Raw genomic sequence first — 24,705 nt, forward strand, 5'->3', positions numbered from 1 at the left:
TTCTCTATGATCTTGAAAATGCCGGCTTCTGCTTGGTCTTGAAAGCACCGACACCAGCCTTGAGGTCGCCGGTGAGCGCGATGAAGCCGCTGGCCAGTGCTTCGACGGCGGCAGCACTTTCCTCGCCTTCGGCGACCGCGATCATCAGCTTGGCCGCTTCCGTCGCCAAGGGGCCGCGCTCGGCGATCTTTCCGGCCCAGGCTTTGGCCTCCGCGAGCGCCTTGCCGGTTTCGACCATCCTGTCGACGACGCCAAGGGCGAGCGCTTCGGGCGCAAGAACGATCTCGCCACCAAGGGCCATGCGACGCACCGTCTGTGCGCCGAAGCGGCGCACGGCGCGTTGCGTGCCGGACCAGCCGGGCACGACACCGATCGAGGTTTCTGGGAAGCCCAGTTTCACATGCGTCTCGGCGACGCGGAAATCGCAAGCGACAGCCAGTTCCAGCCCGCCGCCCAGCGCGTGGCCGGACAGCACGGCGATGGTCGGTTGCCTGAGCCGCGCCAGCCGGTCGAACACACGATGTCCGTAGCGGACCCATTGCACCTGGAAATCGGCGGCGCCCATGGCGCCCCAGGCCTCGATATCGCCGCCGGCGCAAAAGCCCTTGCCTTCGCCGCGGATGAGCACCACGCGCACGCCTTCGGCGATCTCCGCCTCATCAAACGCGGTTTCCAGCGCCCGCAGCATCGGAATATCAAGCGCGTTGAATTTTTCAGGCCGGCGCAAGGTGACGATGCCGATGGCGCCTTCCGGCTCGAAGGTGACGAGGCGTTCAGCCATGCGCGCCTCCGAGCGAGGCGCCGCCGTTAAGCGACAGGCCGATCGGCTGGTCGTGATAGAGCGCGGATGGCGTCACCTTGAGGTCGTTGGCGACACCGAGCGGAATTTCGGCCTGCGCCAGCACGTCGCGCTCTAGGTCGATGCCCGGCGCCAGTTCCGTCACCATCAAGCCGTCCGGCGTCAGCTTCATCACGCAGCGCTCGGTAACATAGGTGATGTCCTGCCCTTGAGCGACCGCCCGCTTGCCCGAGAAGGAGATATGCTCGACCTCGCTGACGATTTTCTTGACCTTGCCCTCCTGGTCGATGCGGATGCCGCCCTCGGCCAATGAGAGTTTGGCGCCGGCATTGAAGAAGCCGGAGAAGACGATCTTCTTCGCCCGCGACGTGATGTCGACAAAACCACCGGCGCCGGCGGTGACATGCGGCCGAGCCGACAGCTTCGATACGTTGACCGAGCCGTGGCGGTCGATCTGCAGGAAGGAGAGCAGCGAGGCGTCGAAACCGCCGGCCTGGAAATAGATGAACTGGTGCGGCGAGGGCATGATCGCCTCGGCGTTGGAGGCGCAGCCGAACTTGAAATCGAGCAGCGGCACGCCGCCGACCGCGCCCTGTTCGATCACCCAGGTGACCTTGCCGTGCTGGCCTTCTTCCAGAAGGATGCGCGGCACGTTGGCGGAGATGCCAAAGCCGATGTTGACGGCCATGCCGTCGCGCAACTCCATGGCGACGCGGCGCGCGATCACCTTCTGGACGTTCATCTCGGCATTGCGGAAGGTGGACAGCGGCCGGAAGATCTCGCCGGAGATCGCCGGATCGTAAGGCGTCAGCGTGGTCTGCAACTGGTCCGGCGCCACGACGATGTGGTCGACCAGCACGCCCGGCACGCGGACGTCGTGCGGCTTCAGCGTGCCGTTCTCGACGACGCGCTTGACCTGCGCGATGACGATGCCGCCATTGTTGCGGGCGGCGAGCGCCTGTTCGAGCCCGCCGAGATAGGCGCCCTCATGCTCGTAGGTGAGGTTGCCGCGCTCGTCCGCCGTGGTGGCGCGAATGATCGAAATGTTGGGCACGATCGAACGGAAATAGAGCCATTCCTCGCCGTCGAACTGCTGTACCGAAACAATCGGCTCGTTTGCCGCCGCGTTCATGGCGCAGCCCTGGTGGCGCGGGTCGGCGAAGGTGTCGAGGCCAACCTTGGTCAGCACGCCCGGCCGCTTGGCGGCGGCTTCGCGGTGCATGTCGAACAGGATGCCGGACGGCACGTTGTAGGCGGCGACCGAATTGTCGCCGATCATCTTCCAGATCCGCGGCGGCTCGGCGGAGGAGGGGCCGGACGGATAGGAGCCGCACAGCGTGCGCTTCAACAGGCCCGGCTTGGCCAGATGATCGATGCCCTTGATGCCATACATGTCGCCGGCGGCGATCGGATGCAGCGTGGTGATCTCCTTCGGATGACCCTCGGCGTCGAAGCGCTCACCGATCGCGGCGAGCACGGCGTCCGGGCAGCCGAGACCGCTCGACGAGGACACCGAGACGACCATGCCGTCCTTGATCAGGCTGGCTGCCTGCGCCGCTGAAACGACCTTGCTCAATTCATGCTCCCGAGTTTGGGGTCGATCTTGACGGCCTTTCCGGAGCTGGCCGATTGAAGTGCCGCCTCGGCTGATGCCAGCGACCAGACGCCGTCCTCTCCGGTGGCGGCAGGCTGGCCCTTGCCGCGGATCGCGGCATGGAACTGACGCACAGACCTGACGTAGAGATCCTCGCGGTCGAAGCTCAGTTGCTCCTCCCCCTTGGCGGTGCGCAGCAGCACCGAGCCGTCCGGCTTCTGGGTCATCACATTGCTGGCGATCAGCGAACCTTGCGAGCCGTGTACCTCAAAGCCGGTGCCGGCGAACCTGGTGGTGAAGCCTTCATGCGACTGGGCGATAAGGCCCGAGCTGAAGCGCCAGATGCACATGGCGCCGTCTTCCAATCCGCCGCCGGCCATGCCGGCCGACTGGGTGAAGGCCGAGACCTCGGCCGGATCGTCGCCAAGCACGAAGCGCAGCGTGTCGGCATCATGCACGGTGATGTCGAGCACCACCCCACCGCCGGCCTCGGGTTTGGTGATGCGCCAGCCCTGCAGGGTCTCCGGCAGATAGACGGAATGGAAGACCCGCGCGGCGATGGGCTTGCCGATGCGGCCGGCGGCGATCGCCTCACGCATGGCGCGATGGGCCCCTGCGTTGCGCAGATGATGGTTGGTGGCGAGCACGACACCCGCTGCCTTGGCCGCAGCGACCATGTTGCGCGCGTCGGCGCTGGTCAGCGCCATCGGCTTTTCGCACAGCACATGCTTTCCCGCCTGGATGGCGGCGAGGGCCTGCTCGAGATGCAGTTCGTTGGTGGTCGAGATATAGACCGCGTCGATGCCGGATCCGAGCAGGGCATCGAGGCTCGACATGGCGGCTGGAATGTCATTTTCCCCGGCATAGGACGTGGCGCGTTCCGGGTTGGAACTCATCACCGCGACGATCTCGCCATCGGCTTGCGCGCGAATGGCATTGATCATGAATTGCCTGGCGATCGTGCTGGCGCCGATCAGTCCCCATTTGACGCTCATACGGTCACTCCTGTCCCTGCCGGCCTGTTTCGCGTGCGACGATCCGGGCCGCAGCTTTCCCTGACCACGAGATTGACCGCGCCTATATGATCCTCCGCACGGGTGGTGCGCGACTGGATCATCTTGATCATGACATGGGCGGCGCGTTCGCCGAGACCGGCTGAGTCCACCGCGACGCTGGTCAGCGCCGGCATATAATGTTCTGCCTCGGCCACGTCGTCGAAGCCGACGACGGCGAAATCCGCGCCGGGTTCAAGGCCGCGCTTGCGCAGCGCCAGCAGGGCACCAAAGGCGACAGCATCATTGAAGCAGAGTGCGGCGGTCGGCGATTCAGCCATCGCAAGGGCAGTCTCCAGGCAGGCAATACCGCCACGACGGCTCGTCTCGCCCTCGATGACAAGGATATCACGGGCGCCTATGCCAAGCGTCTCGCAGGCCTCGCGAAAGCCGCCCAGGCGCTCATGGTAGACCACCAGGTCGGGCGAGCCGCCGAAGAAGACCAGCCGGCGATGCCCCTTGCCGATAAGATGGGCCGTGGCCAGGTAGGCGCCGCGATGATTGTCCGGAGCGATCACCGGGATACGGCTTTCTGGCAAGCGGCGCATGGCGAAGACGATCGGCACGCCCGCCGTCTCCAGCCGCCGGAACGCGCCCGGCGTGGTGCCGCGCGCCGGCGACACGATGAGGCCGGCGACGCCTTGTTCCATCAGCGACTTGAGCACCTCTTCCTGACGCACCGGATTCTCCGCGGTGTTGGCGATGAAGGGCACGATGCCGGCCGACTGGAAGACGCGCTCCATGCCGACCGCCAGTTCGGCGAAGAACGGATTGGTGAGGTCGTTAATGACCATGCCGATGACATTGGAATGGGCCTTGCGTAGATTGGCGGCGCCTCGGTTGTAGACATAGCCGACATCCTCGATCGCCTTGCGAACCTTGACCGCGGTCTCAGGCCGGATCAGCCCGCTGCCCTGGAGCACGAGCGACACCGTCGATTTGGACACGCCCGCCTCGCGGGCGATGTCGAAGATCGTCACCTTGGCCCGGCTGGCCATTCAGATGTCTCCTCCGGTTCAGGTCAAGTTTATTGGAACGTTCTAATCATTGCTCCAGCCGAGAGTCAATCGGGAATTCTTCCAGGCGCGAAAAATCGGTAATTCGATGCTGCAGGACGTGCGCCGGAAGGCATTGCGTGCTGCGACGCAGCATTTTAGGGAAGTCGCCTGGAAATTCCTAAAGGTTCTTGATTTATTGGAACGTTCCATTTATAGGCGCAATAAAGGGAGAAATCGATGGATATTGCCTTGCCTGGTGAGAGTGGTGGCCGCAGCACCCGTTACGCGCTTGTCGGCCAGCCGGTGCAGCCGGTGATGGGCGCGCGGTTTCCGCGCGTCGCCTATGCCGCCGCGCATGTCGTCGCCGATCCCCTTGGAGTGACCGATCCGTGGTCCCGGCCCGTGGTCGACTGGGACAGGACGATGGCGTTTCGTCATCATTTGTGGCGGCTCGGCTTCCGCATCGCCGAGGCGATGGACACGTCGCAGCGCGGCATGGGCTTCGATTGGGCAAGCGCGCAGGAATTGATCCGCCGCTCTATCGCCGAGGCACGCACCGTCGACGGCGCCGATCTCGCCTCGGGTGCCGGTACCGACCATCTGGCGCCGGGGTCGGCCAAGACGCTGGACGACGTGATCGGCGCCTATGAGGAGCAGTTCGCCTTCATCGAAGGGCAGGGCGGCAAGGCGATCATGATGGCCAGCCGCGCCCTGGCGGCAGTAGCGAAGGGGCCGGACGACTACGCCGCCGTCTATGACCGTATTCTGAGCCAGGCCTCCGGCAAGGTCATTCTGCACTGGCTGGGTGAGATGTTCGACCCGGCCTTGAAGGGCTATTGGGGCTGCGACGATTTCGAGACCGCGCTCGATACGGTGGTGGCCATCATCGAACGCCATGCCGGCAAGGTCGAAGGCATCAAGATATCGTTGCTCGATGCAGGCAAGGAGGTTGCACTGCGCGACCGGCTGCCGGACGACGTCGTGATGTTCACCGGCGACGACTTCAACTATCCCGAACTGATCGCCGGCGACGGCAAGAGGCACTCGCACGCGCTGCTTGGCATTTTCGATGCCATCGCGCCGGTCGCCAACGCGGCCTTGGCGAAACTGGCGGATGGCGACCGTGCCGGCTATGACGCGCTGATGGCGCCGACGGTGCCGCTATCGCAAAAAATCTTCGAGGCGCCGACCGAATACTACAAGGCCGGCATCGTCTTCATGGCCTGGCTGAACGGCCACCAGGATCATTTCACGATGGTCGGCGGCATGCAGTCGGCGCGCGGCATCCGCCACTATGCCGATATTTTCCGCCTTGCCGACCAGGCAGGATTGCTGGCCGATCCGGACCTTGCCATATCCAGGATGAAGAGCCTGTGCGCCGTCGCAGGCGTCTGAGCTGAACGAAATCGGGCAATAAGAATCCCCCAAGTGGGGGATTTGCGAGATGGAGCGGCGTTGGGGCCGGCTGAGCACGTCTGTACCCATGCATCCGCCCCGCGACAATTGCCGGACCGTCCCGGTTTCGCGCATGTCGCCCAAAGACGCTTGGTGATTCAGGCACGCCGCGACCTTGCGCTATTCGTCCGGTGGAACGGAACCGGGCCTCTGCCGTAGCGCCCTTGTCGACTTTGGACGGTTGGCCGCTTCGATGATGCGCAAGGCTTCTTCTGTGGTAATTCCGCACTTGCGGGCCTAGTAGGTTGAATCCCGTCATCCAACGGTAGTGCAATAATCGCCTGCTTTGCCTTGCGCTTTGCCTTCCTGCCCATGTCACGAATCATGCGACATTTCCGATATGGACTATGAAAGTAGGGGTGGTCCATCAGATTTCAAATCTGAGAGGCGGATTTACTTACCGATGATCCAATCCACCAAGCCGGGCTCAACCCGCTCGCAGTGGCAAAACTCGTAAACCAGGCTCTGAGCTAGATTACGCCATTGACACTCCGGTGCCTTCATTTCCAAGACCAAATCTCGAAAAACAGACCGGAGAATGTCTGCATCGAACGCTGATACCGAGGGGTGCTCAACCTCCCATCGCGCCTCGTCTATCTTGCGTTGGCGAAACCGCTTGAGAAGCTCGCGTGATGCCGCGATTGCACGCCGGGTTTGAGCTATATCGGCGCGTAGCGAGGCAATGTCAGCCCTAGCGCGGTGCTGCGACAGAAAGATGGCGTCGATCGTCACCCGCGCCATGTCTGTATCGCCTAGAGACACCGCCACCTCCCTTATGCCTAAGGAAGTATTTACTCCTTCAGCGGGGGATATCCAAGGGATTCAAACGTCGGTTTGGTACAAAGCTAAGCCGGAAAGATACGATCGCCGGGCAGACGAGCATTTGCTTTATCCCTCCCCGGGCGAGGGAGGAGTGTGCGGATAATACGCCCCATTCCCCATGTGCCATCAATCTCATTGTGGGTGCCGCTGATGGGCATAGCGTGAACCGGCGCCCCGCCCGCGACGTGTACCGCGCAAGATCGGATGGCATCAGCCGGGGATAGCCGGGAAAAGGTGATAATCGGCGGGAAGAGCCGCCAGAAGCCCGGAAACCAAGGGGTTTGACGGGAGACGGCGGGGCCGGAAAGCCAGAAAGCCAGAAACCGGCCGCGCAACTTCATTTGGCACCAAACCGGCCGGCTGGCTGAGCCCGCGCAAGATCGGATGGCACTAAAACATTGAGGGCATATGGACCTGTTGGGCGTATAACGCGAACTTTTGCCAGCAGCCTGCTGAAAAACGGCAGCCTCAATCCCTATTTTTGGCGGCTACGATCTCAATGGTTGGGTAGACGAAATCCGCTTCACCAACGGTGTGGCGCGCTACGGGTCGGATGGCGGCTTCACAGTTCCGACTGCGGCCTATCCGAGGTCGTAACCGGCTTGGCAGGCGATCCCGCCTTGTGCGGCGTCAACGGATAGCCGATCTGGCCAAAGAAGTTCGTGGGAATCGGGTCGTCAACGCCGTACTTGGCCGGCATCGATGCGCCGGGAATGCGGAACGTGCCGAATATGAGGTCGATGATTGAAAGCTGGCCGGCGAAATTCTTGTCATAGGCTGATCGCTCGCCGGCGTGGTGCCAGTGATGAAACTGAGGACTGGCGATCAGCCATTTGAGGGGGCCGAAGCTGATGCGAAGGTTGGCATGGATCAGCATGGCGTGCCCTGCATAGATGAGGAAATAGATGCCGAGCGCCTCGCCGTCGAAGCCGAGGAGAAACACCGGCACCAGCGCGGCTGCCTTTGTGAGGATCTGATCGATCGGATGGACGTGAAAGGCAGCAAGGTAGTCCATCTCCTCGACGCCATGATGGATGGAATGGAAGCGCCAGAGGATCGGCACAGCGTGAAACGCACGATGTGCGGCATACACGCCAAGATCGGTCATGACGACGATCTCGATGACCTGAAGCCATGTCGCCTGCTGGGCCACGGCCTCCGTCAGGCCTGTCGGAACGAGCAGAGCGGCGGCGCTGATGACCGGCACAAAGAGCACGCCGCCGATGAAATTGACCGCGATGCCATTGAAGACGTAATAGGAAAGGTCGTTGAAAACCCCCTTTCGAAATATCTTTTGCTGCGGTCGAAGGGCAAGGATCCTCTCCAGTGGAATGAAGATCAGCGCCCAAATCAACAGCGGTTTGAGCCCAAAGACGTCCACCTTCTACTCCCCGGTAAATCCGGCGCCAGTGAAGCACCGGGCCGCGCGGCACGCAAGCGCAGGGCCGGGGACCGGCATTTAGACCAGCGCGTAAGCGTACTTGTTGGTCCACGCCTCGTCTCTTTGCCGCCTCAGCTCATACTCGGGGACCAGCACCGGATTTTCGACCGTGGTTTGCTTTGGTAAAAAGTAGTCACGTGCCTGCTGGGCGCCCCATAGAGCTACCAGCGCGACGGACATCAATCCGCAGATTTGCGCGAACGATAACCGTTCCATCGGCTTCCCCTTTTGTCGGCCATGTCTGCCTATGACGATGATCTAATACTGCCAAGAAAGGATGAATGGCCTCAGCGGCACGGTAGAGACCAAGGACGATCGCAGTGTTCGAGCTGGACGGGCGTTCGTCGATGCGATCGTCCAGGCACGTTAAAAGGCCATTAGAGGGTATGCAATCTGTTGCCAATGAAGTTACGCACAGGTGCCAAGCGATCTTGCGCGCTACACGTCCCGCCCGCGACGCCGCGTCATCGAGCGGCATTTCTGTGCCGTTTCTGTGCCAGCCGACTAAGGGAAACGGCTAAGTTATTGAAAGGATGGTGGGCGTGACAAGGATTGAACTTGTGACCCCTGCAATGTTCAATGCACCCCTACAAGGGGGTTGACAGGGGGCACCTTGGAGACGCGGAGCGGGACCCATCGCAAATCGCTACCAGAAATTCCCGGAACCCAAAGGCCAAAGGAAGGAACTCAAAGCGTACTGTTTGGATCAGAAGCGATTGATGCTGCTGCCCGTACGCCAACATTCTCGGTATTGCCCATCAACCATAACGATTAGATGCCCGGACTGATTTAGACCGGACTCCGCAGTGATGAAAACCTGACGCTAAGACCCGCGCGGCGCCAATCGCCTTATGATCCGTCCGCAAGAATTACCCAATAACCGGGCATGCCGGGGACATGGCCAGTCCGTCGATCCTGACCCACAACAGAAGTCGGGCCGAATAGACTCGCGGCCAGAGTACCTATACAATTATATGCGCTCGGCTTCCTGAAGGTATTCACCCCACATGGCCGAAATTCGCGCCCAACGCCGCCTTGCCGCGATCCTGGCCGCCGATGTCGTGGGTTATTCGCGCCTGATGGAACACGACGAGGCGGGCACATTGGCCGCACTCAAGGCACGTCGGAACGAGGTGCTATCTCCCACGGTTGCCCAACACCATGGCCGCGTCGTCAAGGTAATGGGGGACGGTGTTCTGGTAGAATTTGGCAGTGCCGTGGATGCCGTACAGTGTGCGGTCGAACTGCAGAAAGGTTTCAATAATGCCAATCTGGGCGCACCAGAGACGAGTCGCATCATCCTCCGAATAGGTGTCAATCTGGGCGATGTGATCGTCGAAGGCTCCGATATTTATGGCGACGGCGTAAACGTAGCAGCGCGGTTGGAGGGTTTGGCTGAGCCCGGTGGTATCTACGTCTCCTCCACCGTGCACGAACATGTTACCAGCAAGCTAGCATTGGCGTTCGACGATCTCGGCGAACACACGCTCAAAAACATCGTGAAGCCAGTGCGGGTCTACTGCGTTGGAATGAACGTGAGCGGCAAAAGTGGGGAACACTTGGCTGTGACTCTGCCCGACAAACCGTCGATCGCCGTCCTACCCTTCGCCAATATGAGCGGTGATCCCGAGCAGGAGTATTTTTCCGACGGCATCACCGAGGACATTATCACCGACCTTTCGCAAGTGTCCGGACTCTCCGTCGTCGCGCGCAATACAGTCTTTACCTTCAAGGGCAAGGCGGTATTGATCGAGGAGGTGGCGAAGAAGCTGAACGTCGCCTACGTCCTGGAAGGAAGTGTACGCAAGGCTGGAGGGCGAGTGCGTATCACGGCTCAGCTAATCAATGGTCGTGGCGGTGACCATATCTGGGCCGAGCGGTATGACCGGACGTTAGACGATATCTTTGCCCTTCAGGACGAGATATCCAAAAGCATTGTCGACGTGCTCAAAGTGAAGCTGCTGCCCGAAGAACTGGCGACAATTACAAACCGCTCGACCGACAACCCAGAGGCTTACGAGACGCTGTTGATGGGCAGGTCGTTCCTCAATAGGGGAGTCGAGACCAAGTTTATCAAAACAGCGCAGCGACTGTTTGCCAGAGCTGTTGAAATTGACCCAAATTATGCGCGCGCTTATGCCGCTTTGGCTGATTGTGAGTGGCTTCTGTTGACTTGCAACGATCCCGACGCCAGCTTCGAGGCAGTCCTTTCCAACAGCACACGGGCGCTGGAACTTGAGCCAGGTCTCGCCGACGCCCACGCATCACGTGGCGGAGCCTTGTTCGTAAATGGCCGGTATGCCGAGGCGGAAGTGGAGTTCGAGCGAGCTTTAGAGTTAGACGCCAGTTCTTCCGATACCTATTTCTCTTACGGCCGGAATTGTTTCATTCAAGGTCAATACGAGAAAGCTGCCGCGCTGTACCAGCGTGCCGTATCGTTGTCACCCGATGACTATCGGGTCTGGACCAATCTAAATATGGTCTATGTTTCACTTGGCCGCAGCGACGACGCCAAGGAAGCTGCAAGGCAAGGTGTGCTGGCAGTGGAAAAGGAAGTCAAAGCGCATCCCGACAATGCCACCGCGCTATGTTACGGCGCCTCAATGCTGGCGGAAATTGGCGAGATTGAACGCGCGCTGTCGTGGGTCTCCCGTGCTGAAATGTTCGCCGGAGACAACATTGCGGTTCAGTACAACATAGGCTGTTTTTATGCGAGGCTGGGCAAGGCGGAACAGGCTATCGATTGCCTGGAACGTCAGCTAACTGCATCACATGCCTACCTCATTTTGCGCATGCCTTGGATGCGTCAGGATAGCGACCTCGACTCGCTCCGCGCTCATCCCCGTTATGTCGCGCTCGTCAATCGGATGGAGGCCCAAATAGCCGCGACTGGGGCTTGAGTATCAGTAGGCTGCGAGGCCAATGAAGCATTCACGTGGAATATGAAACCCAGAAAATGAGTTGGTTGAAGGCAAAGTCGGGTCATGGCTCTTCGCGTCTGATTGGGCGCTCAAACATTTCGCCTGCAATGACGGGGTAGGCCGACACTCCGTCCGCATGTAGGGCGCCAGGCCGCTGGCATGACTCAAGCCGAAGTGGCTAGGGCAATGGGACGACATCAGCCATTCGTCGCAAACATCGAAAACGGTGATCGGCGCGTCGATCTAGTAGAACTGATCGATATGGCCGCGATCATCGGCTTTGACGTTCACGCGATCATCGACGAGCTGAAAAGGGCCTCGTAAGGGCCGATAAGCCTTGTAGCTCGGCCTAGCCAAGCGGTCCCGTAGCTAATGCTCTATGCATGTGTTTTGGGCCTGTTTGCAGATCGGATGACGCAGAAAGGCATTCAACACGATGGTTTCGACGTCACCCCCTTTCTTTGTTGGCACCACTTCATTGCGGTAATGGATGACCAGATCGGACAGGGTAGTTGTCTGTAATGCCTTTCGGCTTGGTGCAAGCTCTTGCCTGTCAGCCTGGGTCTCCATCAGCCTTGCCCATTCCCTCGCGTCAGACAGGCGATGGAACGTCTTGGTCAGGGAATAGCCCTGCCTGCGAATGCGGGCCTGATATTGTCTCGGTGTTTGCGGATCGAAGCCATAATTAGCGCTTTCCTGGAGCCAGAGTGGAGCCAGTAGCCAATTGATGGTTCTTCGGAGGACAGCCTAGGCTTGTTTATTCAACGAAACCAAGGGGTTGGATGGTGGGCGTGACAAGGATTGAACTTGTGACCCCTGCAATGTCAATGCAGTGCTCTCCCGCTGAGCTACACGCCCATCCGACGACGCGCATACACCATTTTTGATCCGGCGCGTCAATAGCAGGAAAAAGGAAAGACGGCGTCGTCTCGCCGCACCGGCAAACAAGTGCCGATGCCTCAGCGGAAGGCGGCTCAGGCCGCCTGCAGCATCTTCTCGACCTCGTTGACGAGATCGCGCAGGTGGAAGGGCTTCGACAGCACCTTGGCGTCTTTCGGCGCCTTGGAATCCGGGTTCAGCGCGACGGCGGCGAAACCGGTGATGAACATGACCTTGAGGTCGGGATCGATCTCCGTGGCGCGGCGTGCCAGTTCGATACCGTCCATCTCCGGCATGACGATATCGGTCAAGAGCAGCGAGAACGGTTCCTCGCGCAGACGCTCATAGGCGCTGGCGCCGTTGTCGAAATCGCTGACCTGATAACCGGCGCGTTCCAGCGCCTTGACGAGGAAACGACGCATATCGTCGTCGTCTTCCGCCAGAAGAATGCGTGCCATGATATCCCGTCCGAATCACCCGCCCGAGACTGCCGTGGGGCAGGCCCGTTAACCATCCTCTATATGAGGAGGCGAGGGTAAACATCAAGTGAACGCGCAGAGGGATGACCCCATATTTGCCGGGCGGCGCGACCGCTGAAATGCTGGACACGCGGCCTGCAAGGTGGCAGTTTCGTGTCATGATGCACTGGTGTTTTCGGGTACATTCAAATTGAAGACGGCAGCCGAGGATTTTTCGGTCTTTCCACCCTTCGAAATCCGGTCGGGCGCCGAGCAGCGCGTCCCTTTCCTCTTCAACTCACCGCATAGCGGCCGCTACTACCCGGAACGCTTCCTTGCCATGGCAAAGCTCGATCGCAACGCCATCCGCCGTTCGGAGGATTGCTATGTCGACGAGTTGTTCGGCGGCGCCGTGGCGCTGGGCGCGCCGATGCTGGCGGCGAATTTCCCGCGCGCCTATCTCGACGTCAATCGCGAGCCATGGGAACTCGACCCGCGCATGTTCGCCGAGCCGGTGCCGTCCTTCTGCAACATCCGGTCGGCGCGGGTCGCGGGCGGACTTGGCACCGTGCCGAAGCTGGTCGGCGAGGGCCTCGATATCTATTCGGGCCGCCTGCCGCTGGCCGAAGCCGTTGCCCGCATCGAGGCCGTCTACAAGCCTTATCACGAAACGCTGAAGCGGCTTTTGACCAGGACCCATGCCCGGTTCGGCTTTGCCGTGCTGATCGATTGCCATTCGATGCCGGCGAGCATCCGTGTCGGCGAGAGCGGCGTGCGGCCCGACTTCATCATCGGCGACCGTTTCGGTATCTCGGCCACCGCCGCCCTGACCGAAACCGCGATCGGCCTGCTGACCGCCATGGGCTATACCGTCGCCCACAACAAGCCTTATGCCGGCGGCTTCATCACGGAACATTATGGCCGCCCGGCGCGTCATCTGCATGCGCTGCAGATCGAGATCAATCGCGGGCTCTACATGAATGAGCGGACATTCGAGAAGGTCGCCGGCTTTGACGCGCTGGCCGACGATCTGACGCGATTTTCAGCGGATCTGATGGCGATGCCCGACCATCACTTTATCGACCTGCCGCTGGCCGCGGAATGAGACTCGCAGCCGGATCGCGGCTTAAAAAAAGACCGCATCGTTTTCACGATACGGTCGAAGTCTAGGGAGGAAACGCCCAAGGAGGGCATGGACAGGAAAACCTATCCATCATCAAGGGTATTGTGCGGTGCACAAATGTCAAGCGACCTTCAGGCTTTTTTAATTCAGAGTGATGTGGAAATTGCGTTTCGATGATGCCCATGTGACATTTGGGCAACAGTGAACGCAGGAATAATCGATAAACACCCTTGTTTTGGCGGAAAAGTCGCGGCAGAGCCGGGTTAGGGCATGCCGCAAGGCGGGAGAATCAGTTGGACATCAGCATCGATTTCATGCGCCGTATCGCGCAAGCTGCAGCGGCCGAGACTTTGCCGAGGTTCCGCAGCCAGGGTGCGGTCGCCAACAAGGAAACGGGCAGTTTCGATCCGGTCACGGAAGCCGACCGCGAGGCCGAGCGCGCCATCCGGGCGCTGATCTCGGCGCAGTATCCCGACCATGGCATTCTTGGCGAGGAGCACGGCAGCGAGAACACCGCCAGCAGGCACGTCTGGGTGATCGATCCGATCGACGGGACACGGGCCTTCATCTCCGGCCTCCCGGTATGGGGGACGCTGGTCGGGCTGACGGTCGACGGCGACGCCGTGGCCGGCATGATGTCGCAGCCCTTCACCGGCGAACTGTTCTACGCCAATGCCGCCGGCTCGCACTATGAGGGGCCGGGCGGGCCGCGCAAGCTTTCGACCCGCAAGACGACCAGCCTGGCGGATGCAACGCTGTTCACCACCACGCCGGCGCTGTTCACGGGCGAGGCGCGCACGCGCTATGACGCATTCGAGAAGCAGGTGCAACTCGCCCGCTACGGCACCGATTGCTATGCCTTCGCCATGATCGCCTCGGGAAGCGTCGACATCGTTGCCGATCCCGGATTGAAGCCCTACGACATCGTGGCGCTGATCCCGATCATCGAAAAGGCGGGCGGCGTCGTCACCACTTTCGACGGCAGGCCGGCGGAAAAGGGCGGCGATGTGCTGGCGGCGGCGACGCCGGAGCTTCACGCCGCCGCCATGGCCGCCTTGCACGGCTGATTGGCTTCCTTGTTGGTGCCCGCTGGCTGAGCCGGGGCGCATCGCTCAGCCCTCGCGGAGTTGGCCACCGAGCCGCGGTGCCGCTCAGGCCGTGGGGTCGTCCGAGCCGGGAATGAAGGCGTCGAAGACGGCGAGGAATTGTTCGCGGTACAGATCGACTTCCTGCAGGATTTCGTGCTTGGCGCCGTCGATCATCAGCAGCGAACCGAGCCTCAGACTTCTGGCGTATGCCTCCACCGCCTTGGTCGAAACGACCTGGTCGGCGCCGGCGGCGATGATCAGCAGGGGCACCTGAATGCGGGCCATGAAGTCGGGGTCGCTGATGGCTTCCGATGCCTTCGCAGCTGCCTGCAGCCAGCGGATCGTCGGGCCGCCAAGCGCCAGTTGCGGGAACGCCTCGTAGATCCCCGTGTTGCGGCGATAGCGCTTTGGATCGGACGTCACCTTGTTGGTTTCGAAGGGCGCCGTTACCTTGGGCCGCGGACCCCAGGCGGCGTAGAGCCGGCCAAGACCCAGCAAACAAAAGAACGAACAGACGCGGCGGACGGTCGATATCGAGACCGGCAGATCCGGCAGTGTCAGGAACGGCGCGATCAGCACCATGCGGCGCACGCGGTTCACCATGGACGGCGCCGCAAGCAGCGTGATCACGGCGCCCGCGGAATGGGCGAGGATGTAATACGGCCCGCGGCAATCGGGTAGCACGATCTCCTCGAAGAACTGCTCCAGATCGGCCGTATAGTTGCGGAAGGATCTGACATAGCCGCGCTGGCGATCACGGATCAGCCGGTCGGAACCGCCTTGGCCGCGCCAATCGAAGGTGGCGACGCCAAAGCCTCGCGCCGCAAGGTCGCGGATGGTCTCGAAATATTTCTCAATGCATTCGTTGCGGCCGGACAGCAGCACCACGGTGCCCCGCATCGGACGCGCCACCGCCGCGAACAGGCCGTAGCGTATCTTCTTGCGATCGCGCGTGGTGAAGAAGCCACCGGTGGCGTTTTCCGGCCGCGGATTGTCCGGCGTTGCGTGAAAGAGGGGGGTGTCGTCGAAAATGTCCGTCATGCGGCGCTTTGTGCTCGGCGTCTTCGCGCCAGCCTGTCACGGCTGGCCTCGTCAAGGTGATAGACGCCAATACATCAAAAGCAAAGCAAATCCAGGTTATGCAGGACCCCAATGGGGAAGGCCGGAAGCCGCTCAGAGCGTGCTTCCGGCCCCTGTCGATCCGGGAGGAAGGGACGTTGACACCCGGTTCGGCTTCGTTGCGGTATCTGCCATTCAAATTCGGCGCCGCCAGTCCTCGATCTTGAAATCACCTTAGCGGCGGCTGTCTGAACGCGCGCCGAAGCGCCGGTTCATCTGCCGTTCATCAAGCGCAAAGGCCCGCTTTTTTCCGACCGGCAAAAATCTTGAAATGCCTTGGGACGCTTCCCAAATGTCTGGAGCGGTCGCCAAGATTGGGACCGCTGGTCCATCCGGGACGCCAAAACCAAGGGTTCCGTACCGGCCATACGCAAACCATGTTGCTCAACAGGAGAACACATCATGCGTCACGTTGACTTTTCCCCGCTTTACCGTTCGACCGTCGGCTTCGACCGTCTCTTCACGATGCTCGATTCGCTTGCGCAGCCCGATGGCGCGCAGACTTATCCGCCCTACAACATCGAGCGCACCGGCGAGGATTCCTACCGGATTTCGATGGCTGTTGCCGGATTCTCGGATGAGGAAATCTCGATCGAGGCTCACCGCAACGTGCTGACCGTGAAAGGCGAGCGCAAGGACGAGGGTACCGGTGAAGGATCCGAACTGCTTTATCGCGGCATTGCCTCCAGGGCCTTCGAGCGCCGCTTCCAGCTTGCCGACCATGTCGACGTCGTCGGCGCCACGCTGAAGAACGGCCTTCTCTTCGTGGAGCTGAAGCGCAATATTCCGGAGGAGTTGAAGCCGCGCAAGATCGCGATCACTTCGGCTCCGGCCAACGCCAAGCAGATCGAGGCCAAGACTGCTGCCTAATATCGGTGGTAACGCAATTCCGGACGGAAAACCGCTTCACACTTTTCCTGGAATTGCTCCGAACTCTCCTCCCGAGACGGAGCGGCGCCGAAAGGCGCCGCTTTTTTATTCCGGGAGATTGATTTATCCGGCGATCAACTGGCCGAAGCGATCGACTTCCTCTGAAGTCGTGGCAAAGCTGGTCACGAAGCGATAGAGCAGCTCGTCCTCGCCGATATGGCCGTCGAAGCCGTGCGGCTTATGCCAGTCGTAGAAGACCGCGCCCGCCGCCTGCAATTTGTCGGCCTCGGCCTTCTTGATCACGGCGAACACCTCGTTGGCTTGCGGCAGCCAGGCCAACTTCGCCGTCTGCGAATCCTCGATCGCCGCGGCCAGGCGCGCCGCCATGGCGTTGGCATGCCTGGCGGTGTCGAGCCACAGTCCGTCCTTGAAATAGGCTTCGAACTGCGCCGCGATGAAACGCGACTTCGAAAACAGCTGCGCGGCACGCTTGCGCAGAAAGGACAGTTCCTTGGCGCGGTCGAGATCGAACAGCACGATCGCCTCGGCGCACCAGCAGCCATTCTTGGTGCCGCCGAAGGACAGGATGTCGACGCCGCGCTTCCAGGTCATCCCGGCCGGCGTGGTGTCGAGCGCGGCCAGCGCATTGGCAAAGCGGGCGCCGTCCATATGCAGCGGCACGGAATGCTGCCTGGCGATGGATGAGATCGCGGCGATATCGTTCAGGCCATAAACAGTGCCGACCTCCGTCGACTGGGTGATCGAAACAGCCATCGGCCGGCCCCAATGGACCACCTCGCCGGCGAAACGGCCGATCGCCCTTTCCAGATTGTGCGGGTCCATCCTACCCAGGGAGCCATCGACGGCATGCAGCCGCGAACCGCCCGAAAAATATTCCGGCGCGCCGCACTCGTCTTCGATGACATGCGATTCGCGGTGGGCGAAAGAAATGCCGCCGGGCTTGTTGAAGGTGGTCAGCGACAACGAATTGGCGGCCGTGCCGGTCGCCACGAAGAACACGGCGACCTCGCGTTCGAAAATCTCGCTAAAACGCTGGTAGACCGCCTGGTCGAGCGCGCCGTCGCCATAGGCCGTGGCGAAGCCGCCTGAAGCGGCCGACAGGCCGGCAGCGATATCGGGATGGGCGCCTGCCCAATTGTCGGAAGCGAAGAACATGCATCTGCCTGTGTTGGGGAAATCAGCGTCGAGTTGACCGGTTTCGGGAGCCGACCGCAAGGGGCCAGAGGCTGGAAAACCATTAAACCCAGCCAGGCCGACTGGCGGGGATTGGCGACTGAAGCTTACGTTTCCTTCCGGCTTCACGTAATTTTATGTCGTGGAAGCTCCAAGTTTTTTGTGAATCGGTCTTGTGTGCATCGGGGAATTCTGCCATAAAAATTTAGGACAGTAGTGCTGTCTTATTTTGTCGCACAAAACTGGCCGGATTGGCGTAACATATTGGCCTCTCCGGCTGTTGCCGCGACAGGTGGACGGCCGGACGCTGGCCTGTACGAATGCGAACCATGCGGCATGCCGTCTGGTTCGGCAAGGATTTCGCAAGACGTGCCGCAAGGATCAGGGTGAGCCAAGCGCTTGCCGAGGCAAACCAGCGCCTGCAGGGCTGAAATGGAGACAGGACGATGACGGATATGACGCTCTCTGCGACGAACGGCCAGGCCGCGCAGACGAAAGCGGCTGCCGTCAAAAATATCTCCCGAACCGACATTGGCCGAACCACCAACGGTCTTGCCGCCCAGGGTCTTTACGATCCGCGCAACGAGCATGACGCCTGTGGCGTCGGATTCATCGTCAACATGAAGGGCGTGAAGTCGCACCAGATCGTCGAGGACGGGCTTGCCGTGCTCGAGAACCTGACGCATCGCGGCGCCGTCGGCGCCGATCCTCTGGTCGGCGACGGCGCCGGCGTGCTGGTGCAACTGCCTGACCAGTTCTTCCGCGAGGAGATGGCGGCCCAAGGCATCGAACTGCCGCCGGCCGGTCAGTACGGCGTCGGACACTGGTTCATGCCGCAGGACCCGGCCCTTCGCGCCCATATCGAGGACATCATCGCGGAATCGGCGCAGTCGGAAGGGCTGCCGCTCATCGGCTTCCGCGATGTGCCCGTCGACAACTCATCGCTGTCGAAGGCGCCCGACATCGCGGCGTCCGAGCCATTCCATAGGCAAGTCTTCATCGGCCGTACAGCGGACATTCCCGACGACGAGGAATACGAGGCCCGGCTTTACCTGCTGCGCAAGGTCATTTCGGGCCGCATCTACGCCGAGAACGACAATAAGGATATTGGCGCCTATTGCGTGTCGCTGTCGGCACGCACCATCGTCTACAAGGGCATGTTCCTGGCCTATCAGGTCGGCGCCTACTACAGGGACCTGACCGATCCGCGCTTCGAAACGGCGCTGATCCTCGTTCACCAGCGTTTTTCGACCAACACCTTCCCGTCGTGGAAGCTGGCACATCCCTACCGCATGGTCGCGCACAATGGCGAGATCAACACGGTGCGCGGCAACAACAATTGGATGGCGGCCAGACAGGCATCGGTCGATTCCGAACTGTTCGGCAACAACATCTCGAAGCTCTGGCCGATCTCCTATGAAGGCCAGTCGGACACCGCGTGCTTCGACAATGCGCTCGAGTTTCTGTTCCAGGGCGGCTATAGCCTCAGCCACGCCATGATGATGCTGATCCCCGAGGCCTGGGCCGGCAACAAGCTCATGGACGCCGACCGCAAGGCTTTCTACGAATACCATGCCGCATTGATGGAGCCATGGGACGGGCCGGCGGCGGTGGCCTTCACCGATGGCCGCCAGATCGGCGCCACGCTCGACCGTAACGGATTGCGCCCCGCACGCTACATCGTCACCGACGATGACCGCGTCATCATGGCCTCGGAAGCCGGCGTGCTGCCGGTGCCGGAGGAGAAGATCGTCCAGAAGTGGCGGCTGCAGCCCGGCCGCATGCTTTTGATCGACCTTGCCAAGGGCCGCATCGTCCCCGACGAGGAGATCAAGTCCGAGATCGCGACCAAGCACCCCTACAAGACCTGGCTCGCCAACACGCAGCTCATCCTGGAAGATTTGAAGCCGGTCGAGCCGCGCGCGCTGCGCAAGGATGTCAGCCTGCTCGATCGCCAGCAGGCGTTCGGTTACACCCAGGAAGACACCAAGCTGCTGATGTCGCCGATGGCCACCACCGGCCAGGAAGCGGTGGGATCGATGGGCACGGACACGCCGATCTCGGCGATGTCGGACAAGTCGAAGCTGCTCTACACCTATTTCAAGCAGAACTTCGCCCAGGTGACCAATCCGCCGATCGACCCGATCCGCGAGGAACTGGTGATGAGCCTGGTGTCCTTCATCGGGCCACGGCCGAACATCTTCGACCTGGTCGGCAATTCGCGCCGCAAGCGGCTCGAAGTGCGCCAGCCGATCCTGACCAATGGCGATCTGGAAAAGATCCGTTCCATCGGCCACACCGAGGACCGTTTCGACACCAAGACGATCGACATCACCTACGGGTCGAGCGAAGGCGCGGCCGGCATGCAGGGCGCCATCGACCGCCTGTGCGAACGGGCGGAAGCGGCTGTCGCCGGCGGCTACAACATCATCATCCTGTCCGACCGCCAGGTCGGGCCGGACCGCATCGCCATTCCGGCATTGCTGGCGACGGCCGCGGTGCACCACCACCTGATCCGCAAGGGGCTGCGTACCGCGGTCGGTCTCGTCGTGGAATCCGGCGAACCGCGCGAAGTGCATCATTTCTGCTGTCTCGCCGGCTATGGCGCCGAGGCGATCAATCCCTATCTCGCCTTCGACACACTGCTCGACATGCACAAGCGCGGCGAGCTGCCGGAAGAAGTCGACGAATACGAGGTCGTGTCGCGCTACATCAAGTCGATCGGCAAGGGCATCCTCAAGGTGATGTCCAAGATGGGCATTTCGACCTACCAGTCCTATTGCGGCGCGCAGATCTTCGACGCCATCGGGCTGAAGTCGGACTTCGTGCGGCAGTATTTCACCGGTACGGCGACCCTGATCGAAGGCGTCGGGCTGGACGAGATTTCGGCCGAGACGCTCAGCCGTCACGCCGATGGTTTCGGCAACGATCCGGTGCTGCGCAACAGCCTGGAGGTCGGCGGCGAATATATGTTCCGCATGCGCGGCGAGGCGCATATGTGGTCGCCCGACGCGGTGGCCACCCTGCAGCATGCCGTGCGCCAGGGTTCATGGGAGACGTTCAAGGACTATTCGGCGCAGATCGACAGCGAGACGGCGCGCGCGCAGACCATCCGTGGCCTGTTCAAGATCAAGCTGGCCGACGAGACGGGGCGCAAGAAGCCCGCGCTCGACTACGTCATGCCGGCGGCCGAGATCGTCAAGCGCTTCTCCACCGGAGCGATGTCGTTCGGCTCGATTTCCAGGGAAGCGCACACCACCCTGGCGCGCGCCATGAACCAGATTGGCGGCAAGTCGAACACCGGCGAGGGCGGAGAAGAGGCGGATCGCTACCTGCCGCTGCCCGGCGGCGGCAAGAACCCGGAGCGCTCGGCGATCAAGCAGGTCGCTTCCGGCCGGTTCGGCGTGACCGCGGAGTATCTGGTCAACTCGGATGTGATGCAGATCAAGGTCGCACAGGGCGCCAAGCCCGGCGAGGGCGGGCAATTGCCCGGCCACAAGGTCGACGCGACCATCGCCAAGGTCCGGCATTCGACGCCGGGCGTCGGCCTGATCTCGCCGCCGCCGCATCACGACATCTATTCGATCGAGGACCTGGCGCAGCTGATCTACGATCTGAAGAACGTCAATCCGGCGGCTGACGTGTCGGTCAAGCTGGTGTCGGAAGTCGGCGTCGGCACGGTCGCGGCGGGCGTCGCCAAGGCGCGTGCCGATCACATCACCATCTCCGGCTATGATGGCGGCACGGGAGCGTCGCCACTGACCTCGCTCAAGCATGCCGGCAGCCCGTGGGAAATGGGCCTGGCCGAGACGCACCAGACGCTGGTGCTGAACGGTCTGCGTTCGCGCGTGGCCCTGCAGGTCGACGGTGGCCTGCGCACCGGGCGCGACGTCATCATCGGCGCGCTGCTCGGCGCCGACGAGTTCGGCTTCTCGACTGCGCCTTTGATCGCGGCGGGCTGCATCATGATGCGCAAGTGCCATCTCAACACCTGCCCGGTGGGCGTGGCGACGCAGGACCCGGTGCTGCGCAAGCGCTTCAAGGGCACGCCAGAGCACGTCATCAACTTCTTCTTCTATGTGGCGGAAGAGGTGAGGGGGCTGCTCGCCGAAATGGGCTACACCCATCTCGACCAGATCATCGGCGACAGCGACCTTCTGGAAAAGCGCGACGTGATCCAGCATTGGAAGGCGCGCGGGCTCGACTTCTCGAAGATGTTCTACAAGCCCGATGCGCCGCATGAGGCGGTGCATTGGACCGAACGGCAGAAGCACCCGATCCATGACGTGCTCGACCGCAAGCTGATCGAACTCGCCAAGCCGGCGCTGGAGGCCAAGCAGCCGGTCAAGATCGAGGTGGACATCCGCAATGTCGACCGTTCGACTGGCGCCATGCTGTCGGGTGAAGTCGCCAAGCGTTTCAAGCACAAGGGCCTGCGCGAGGACACGATCCAGGTGAAGCTGACCGGCACCGCCGGCCAGTCGTTCGGCGCCTTCCTGGCGCGCGGCATCTCGTTCGAGCTCGTCGGCGCCGGCAACGACTATGTCGGCAAGGGCCTGTCGGGTGGACGCATCGTCATCCGCCCGCCCGAAGAGGCCAAGATCGTCGCGGCGGACTCCATTATCGTCGGCAATACGGTGCTCTATGGCGCGACCGAGGGTGAGGCCTATTTCGCCGGCGTCGCAGGCGAGCGTTTCGCGGTGCGCAATTCGGGCGTCGCCGCCGTCGTTGAGGGCGTCGGCGACCATGGCTGCGAATACATGACCGGCGGTGTCGTCGTCGTCATCGGCAAGACCGGCCGCAACTTCGCCGCTGGCATGTCGGGCGGCGTCGCCTATGTGCTGGACGAGGCAGGCGATTTCGCCGAGCGCTGCAACATGGCGATGGTCGAGCTGGAGCCGGTTCCGGAAGAAGACGACCTGATGGAGAAGCTGCTGCACCATGGCGGCGACCTCGACCACAAGGGGCGCGTCGACGTCTCCGGCGACATGACCAGCCATGACGAGGAGCGGCTCTATCAGCTGATCTCGAACCACGTCCACTTTACGGGTTCGGTGCGCGGCCGTGAGATCCTCGACGACTGGGCGACGTTCCGGCCGAAATTCCGCAAGATCATGCCGGTCGAATACCGCCGCGCGCTGATCGAGATGGAACGCATGCGCATGGGCGTCGCGGCGGAATAGACTTTTGCAATTGCCGGGGAGCTCAGGCTTCCCGGCCACCTTCATCGACAGTTTGACCTCTGGCGCAAGGTTGCCATGGCTGCCTCAAGAGGTTAACGGGTGCGGCGAAAACCGCACCATCTGGACAGCAGGAACTGGACTATGGGCAAGGTAACAGGCTTTCTCGAAATCGACCGGCAGGTGCACAAGTACCAGCCTGCCTCCGACCGCATCCGGCATTTCCGTGAATTCACGCTGCCGATGTCGGACAAGGAGGTCGAGAAACAGGCCGCGCGCTGCATGGATTGCGGCATTCCGTACTGTCACGGACCGACCGGCTGCCCGATCCACAACCAGATCCCCGATTGGAACGATCTCGTCTATAACAGGGATTGGGACAACGCGATCCGCAACCTGCATTCGACGAACAATTTCCCCGAGTTCACCGGCCGCATCTGCCCTGCGCCCTGCGAGGAAGCCTGCACGCTGAACCTCGAGGACATTCCGGTCGCCATCAAGACGGTGGAACAGGCGATCGCCGACAAGGCCTATGAGACCGGCCATATCAGGCCCTATCCGCCGGAAAAAAAGACCGGCAAGCGGGTCGCCATCATCGGCTCCGGCCCCGCCGGCATGGCGGCCGCCCAGCAGTTGGGCCGGGCCGGCCACGACGTGCATGTCTATGAGCGCGAGAGCCGGCCGGGCGGGCTGATGCGCTATGGCATTCCCGACTTCAAGATCGAGAAGCACTATATCGACCGGCGTATCGAACAGATGCAGGGCGAGGGCGTGACCTTCCATTGCGGTGTCAATGTCGGTGTCGACAAGCCCGTCGCCGAACTGCTGGCCGAGCATGACGCCGTGCTCTATTGCGGCGGATCGGAAACGCCGCGCGCGGCCAATATTCCGGGCGACGATCTCGGCGGCGTGCACGACGCGATGCCCTATCTGGTGCAGCAGAACCGCCGCGTCGGCGGCGAGCCGATCCAGTCGGTTGCGTGGCCGTCGCATCCGATCATCGCCGGCGGTCAGCATGTCGTTGTCGTCGGTGGCGGCGATACCGCCTCCGACTGCGTCGGCACCGCTTTCCGCCAGGGCGCGGTGCGCGTCACCCAGCTCGACATCCGCCCACAGCCGCCCGAGAAGGAAGACAAGCTCGCGGTCTGGCCCTACTGGGCGACCAAGATGCGCACCTCGTCTTCGCAGGCGGAGGGCGCCGAGCGCGAGTTCCAGGTGGCAACGCTCGAATTCATCGGTGAGGAAGGCCAACTCACGGGCGTCAAGTGCTGCGAGGTCGACGAGAAGCGCAAGCCGATCCCCGGCACCGAATTCGTCATCCGCGCTGATCTCGCCTTCATCGCCATCGGCTTTGCCGGCCCGGCGGCGGCCGGCGTGGCGAAGGAACTGGAGGGTGAGATGAAGATCGTCACCGACAGCCGCCGCTCCAGGAATGTCGAAGCCAATGACCGCGACTACAGGACCAGTGTCGACCGGCTCTACGCGGCGGGCGACGTGCGCCGTGGCCAGTCGCTGGTCGTCTGGGCAATCCGCGAAGGCCGTCAGGCGGCGCGCTCGATCGACGAAGCGCTGATGGGGTCGAGCGTCCTGCCTCGCTGAGGCGTCTGCTTCGAATGGAAAAGGCGCCGATCCGGCGCCTCAGACTGCTGACGAACCCCGTCGATTTTCGGCGGGGTTTTGTTTTGCGCGTTGATTGAGCTTTGTAAATTGGT

18 protein-coding genes, 1 tRNA gene and 1 pseudogene are annotated in these 24,705 nt (G+C 61.8%); 8 read left to right on the forward strand and 12 right to left on the reverse strand.

Going from position 1 to position 24,705, the window contains the following annotated elements; translation table 11 throughout:
* Positions 1 to 4: 4 nt before the first annotated feature.
* Genes FJ934_RS11295 through FJ934_RS11310 form a run of 4 tightly spaced genes read right to left on the reverse strand, consistent with a single transcriptional unit; the run spans position 5 to position 4,443 of the window.
* Positions 5 to 781, reverse strand: a complete 777-nt coding sequence (locus FJ934_RS11295) for an enoyl-CoA hydratase/isomerase family protein (RefSeq protein WP_140609716.1) — start codon at positions 779 to 781, stop codon at positions 5 to 7.
* On the reverse strand, positions 774 to 2,375 hold the full coding sequence (locus tag FJ934_RS11300; protein ID WP_140609718.1) for an acyl CoA:acetate/3-ketoacid CoA transferase: 1,602 nt from the start codon (positions 2,373 to 2,375) through the stop codon (positions 774 to 776). Before FJ934_RS11300 ends, FJ934_RS11295 begins: the two co-directional genes overlap by 8 nt.
* A complete protein-coding gene (locus FJ934_RS11305) occupies positions 2,372 to 3,388 on the reverse strand; it encodes a Gfo/Idh/MocA family oxidoreductase (protein WP_140609720.1) in 1,017 nt (338 codons plus the stop codon). Before FJ934_RS11305 ends, FJ934_RS11300 begins: the two co-directional genes overlap by 4 nt.
* Positions 3,385 to 4,443 carry a LacI family DNA-binding transcriptional regulator gene (locus FJ934_RS11310; protein ID WP_140609721.1) on the reverse strand — a complete coding sequence of 353 codons (1,059 nt, stop codon included), beginning with the start codon at positions 4,441 to 4,443 and terminating at the stop codon, positions 3,385 to 3,387. Before FJ934_RS11310 ends, FJ934_RS11305 begins: the two co-directional genes overlap by 4 nt.
* Before the next feature lie 237 nt (positions 4,444 to 4,680).
* Between FJ934_RS11310 and FJ934_RS11315 the strand changes: the two genes are divergently transcribed.
* Positions 4,681 to 5,838 (forward strand): dihydrodipicolinate synthase family protein, encoded by a 1,158-nt coding sequence (locus FJ934_RS11315; protein WP_140609722.1) that lies wholly within the window; start codon positions 4,681 to 4,683, stop codon positions 5,836 to 5,838.
* 453 nt (positions 5,839 to 6,291) lie between these two features.
* Here FJ934_RS11315 and FJ934_RS11320 read toward each other — a convergent pair whose 3' ends face one another.
* The 3 genes from FJ934_RS11320 to FJ934_RS11330 form a co-directional block, all read right to left on the reverse strand.
* Positions 6,292 to 6,639: a hypothetical protein gene (locus FJ934_RS11320; protein WP_140609723.1), complete on the reverse strand. Its 348-nt coding sequence runs from the start codon at positions 6,637 to 6,639 to the stop codon at positions 6,292 to 6,294.
* Between the two features lie 643 nt (positions 6,640 to 7,282).
* Entirely contained in the window at positions 7,283 to 8,101 is an 819-nt protein-coding gene (locus tag FJ934_RS11325; protein WP_140609724.1) for a sterol desaturase family protein, read from the reverse strand.
* A 78-nt stretch (positions 8,102 to 8,179) separates the two neighbouring features.
* On the reverse strand, positions 8,180 to 8,377 hold the full coding sequence (locus FJ934_RS11330) for a hypothetical protein (RefSeq protein ID WP_140609725.1): 198 nt from the start codon (positions 8,375 to 8,377) through the stop codon (positions 8,180 to 8,182).
* Between the two features lie 791 nt (positions 8,378 to 9,168).
* Here FJ934_RS11330 and FJ934_RS11335 point away from each other — a divergent pair.
* Positions 9,169 to 11,061 carry a tetratricopeptide repeat protein gene (locus FJ934_RS11335; RefSeq protein WP_140609726.1) on the forward strand — a complete coding sequence of 631 codons (1,893 nt, stop codon included), beginning with the start codon at positions 9,169 to 9,171 and terminating at the stop codon, positions 11,059 to 11,061.
* A 177-nt stretch (positions 11,062 to 11,238) separates the two neighbouring features.
* Positions 11,239 to 11,406, forward strand: a pseudogene (locus tag FJ934_RS11340) (helix-turn-helix transcriptional regulator); the annotation flags it as partial.
* A gap of 45 nt (positions 11,407 to 11,451) precedes the next feature.
* Here FJ934_RS11340 and FJ934_RS28215 read toward each other — a convergent pair.
* The 3 genes from FJ934_RS28215 to FJ934_RS11355 form a co-directional block, all read right to left on the reverse strand.
* Positions 11,452 to 11,652 carry a hypothetical protein gene (locus FJ934_RS28215; RefSeq protein ID WP_140609728.1) on the reverse strand — a complete coding sequence of 67 codons (201 nt, stop codon included), beginning with the start codon at positions 11,650 to 11,652 and terminating at the stop codon, positions 11,452 to 11,454.
* 213 nt (positions 11,653 to 11,865) lie between these two features.
* Positions 11,866 to 11,940, reverse strand: a tRNA-Val gene (locus FJ934_RS11350).
* A 116-nt stretch (positions 11,941 to 12,056) separates the two neighbouring features.
* Positions 12,057 to 12,419, reverse strand: coding sequence for a response regulator (locus FJ934_RS11355; RefSeq protein WP_006199474.1), 363 nt, complete (start codon positions 12,417 to 12,419; stop codon positions 12,057 to 12,059).
* 163 nt (positions 12,420 to 12,582) lie between these two features.
* Here FJ934_RS11355 and FJ934_RS11360 point away from each other — a divergent pair, with 163 nt between their 5' ends.
* Both FJ934_RS11360 and hisN read left to right on the forward strand, forming a co-directional pair.
* The gene (locus FJ934_RS11360; RefSeq protein ID WP_140609729.1) at positions 12,583 to 13,524 is read left to right on the forward strand and encodes an N-formylglutamate amidohydrolase; all 942 of its coding nucleotides are present in this window, start codon (positions 12,583 to 12,585) and stop codon (positions 13,522 to 13,524) included.
* A gap of 311 nt (positions 13,525 to 13,835) precedes the next feature.
* A complete protein-coding gene (gene hisN / locus FJ934_RS11365) occupies positions 13,836 to 14,609 on the forward strand; it encodes a histidinol-phosphatase (protein WP_140609730.1) in 774 nt (257 codons plus the stop codon).
* Positions 14,610 to 14,693: 84 nt separating this feature from the next.
* Here the strand turns inward: hisN and FJ934_RS11370 are convergent, their stop codons facing one another.
* A complete protein-coding gene (locus tag FJ934_RS11370) occupies positions 14,694 to 15,671 on the reverse strand; it encodes an alpha/beta hydrolase (RefSeq protein WP_140609731.1) in 978 nt (325 codons plus the stop codon).
* A 480-nt stretch (positions 15,672 to 16,151) separates the two neighbouring features.
* Between FJ934_RS11370 and FJ934_RS11375 the strand changes: the two genes are divergently transcribed.
* On the forward strand, positions 16,152 to 16,619 hold the full coding sequence (locus FJ934_RS11375) for an Hsp20 family protein (protein WP_140609732.1): 468 nt from the start codon (positions 16,152 to 16,154) through the stop codon (positions 16,617 to 16,619).
* 123 nt (positions 16,620 to 16,742) lie between these two features.
* Here FJ934_RS11375 and FJ934_RS11380 read toward each other — a convergent pair whose 3' ends face one another.
* On the reverse strand, positions 16,743 to 17,795 hold the full coding sequence (locus FJ934_RS11380) for a low specificity L-threonine aldolase (RefSeq protein WP_140609733.1): 1,053 nt from the start codon (positions 17,793 to 17,795) through the stop codon (positions 16,743 to 16,745).
* 464 nt (positions 17,796 to 18,259) lie between these two features.
* On the opposite strand from FJ934_RS11380, the gene gltB reads away from it, so the two are divergent.
* Positions 18,260 to 22,996 carry a glutamate synthase large subunit gene (gene gltB, locus FJ934_RS11385; RefSeq protein WP_140609734.1) on the forward strand — a complete coding sequence of 1,579 codons (4,737 nt, stop codon included), beginning with the start codon at positions 18,260 to 18,262 and terminating at the stop codon, positions 22,994 to 22,996.
* Between the two features lie 141 nt (positions 22,997 to 23,137).
* On the forward strand, positions 23,138 to 24,592 hold the full coding sequence (locus FJ934_RS11390; RefSeq protein WP_140609735.1) for a glutamate synthase subunit beta: 1,455 nt from the start codon (positions 23,138 to 23,140) through the stop codon (positions 24,590 to 24,592).
* The last annotated feature ends 113 nt before the right edge of the window (positions 24,593 to 24,705 follow it).

Origin of the sequence: Mesorhizobium sp. B2-4-12, assembly GCF_006441575.1 — a bacterium.
Classification (GTDB): domain Bacteria; phylum Pseudomonadota; class Alphaproteobacteria; order Rhizobiales; family Rhizobiaceae; genus Mesorhizobium.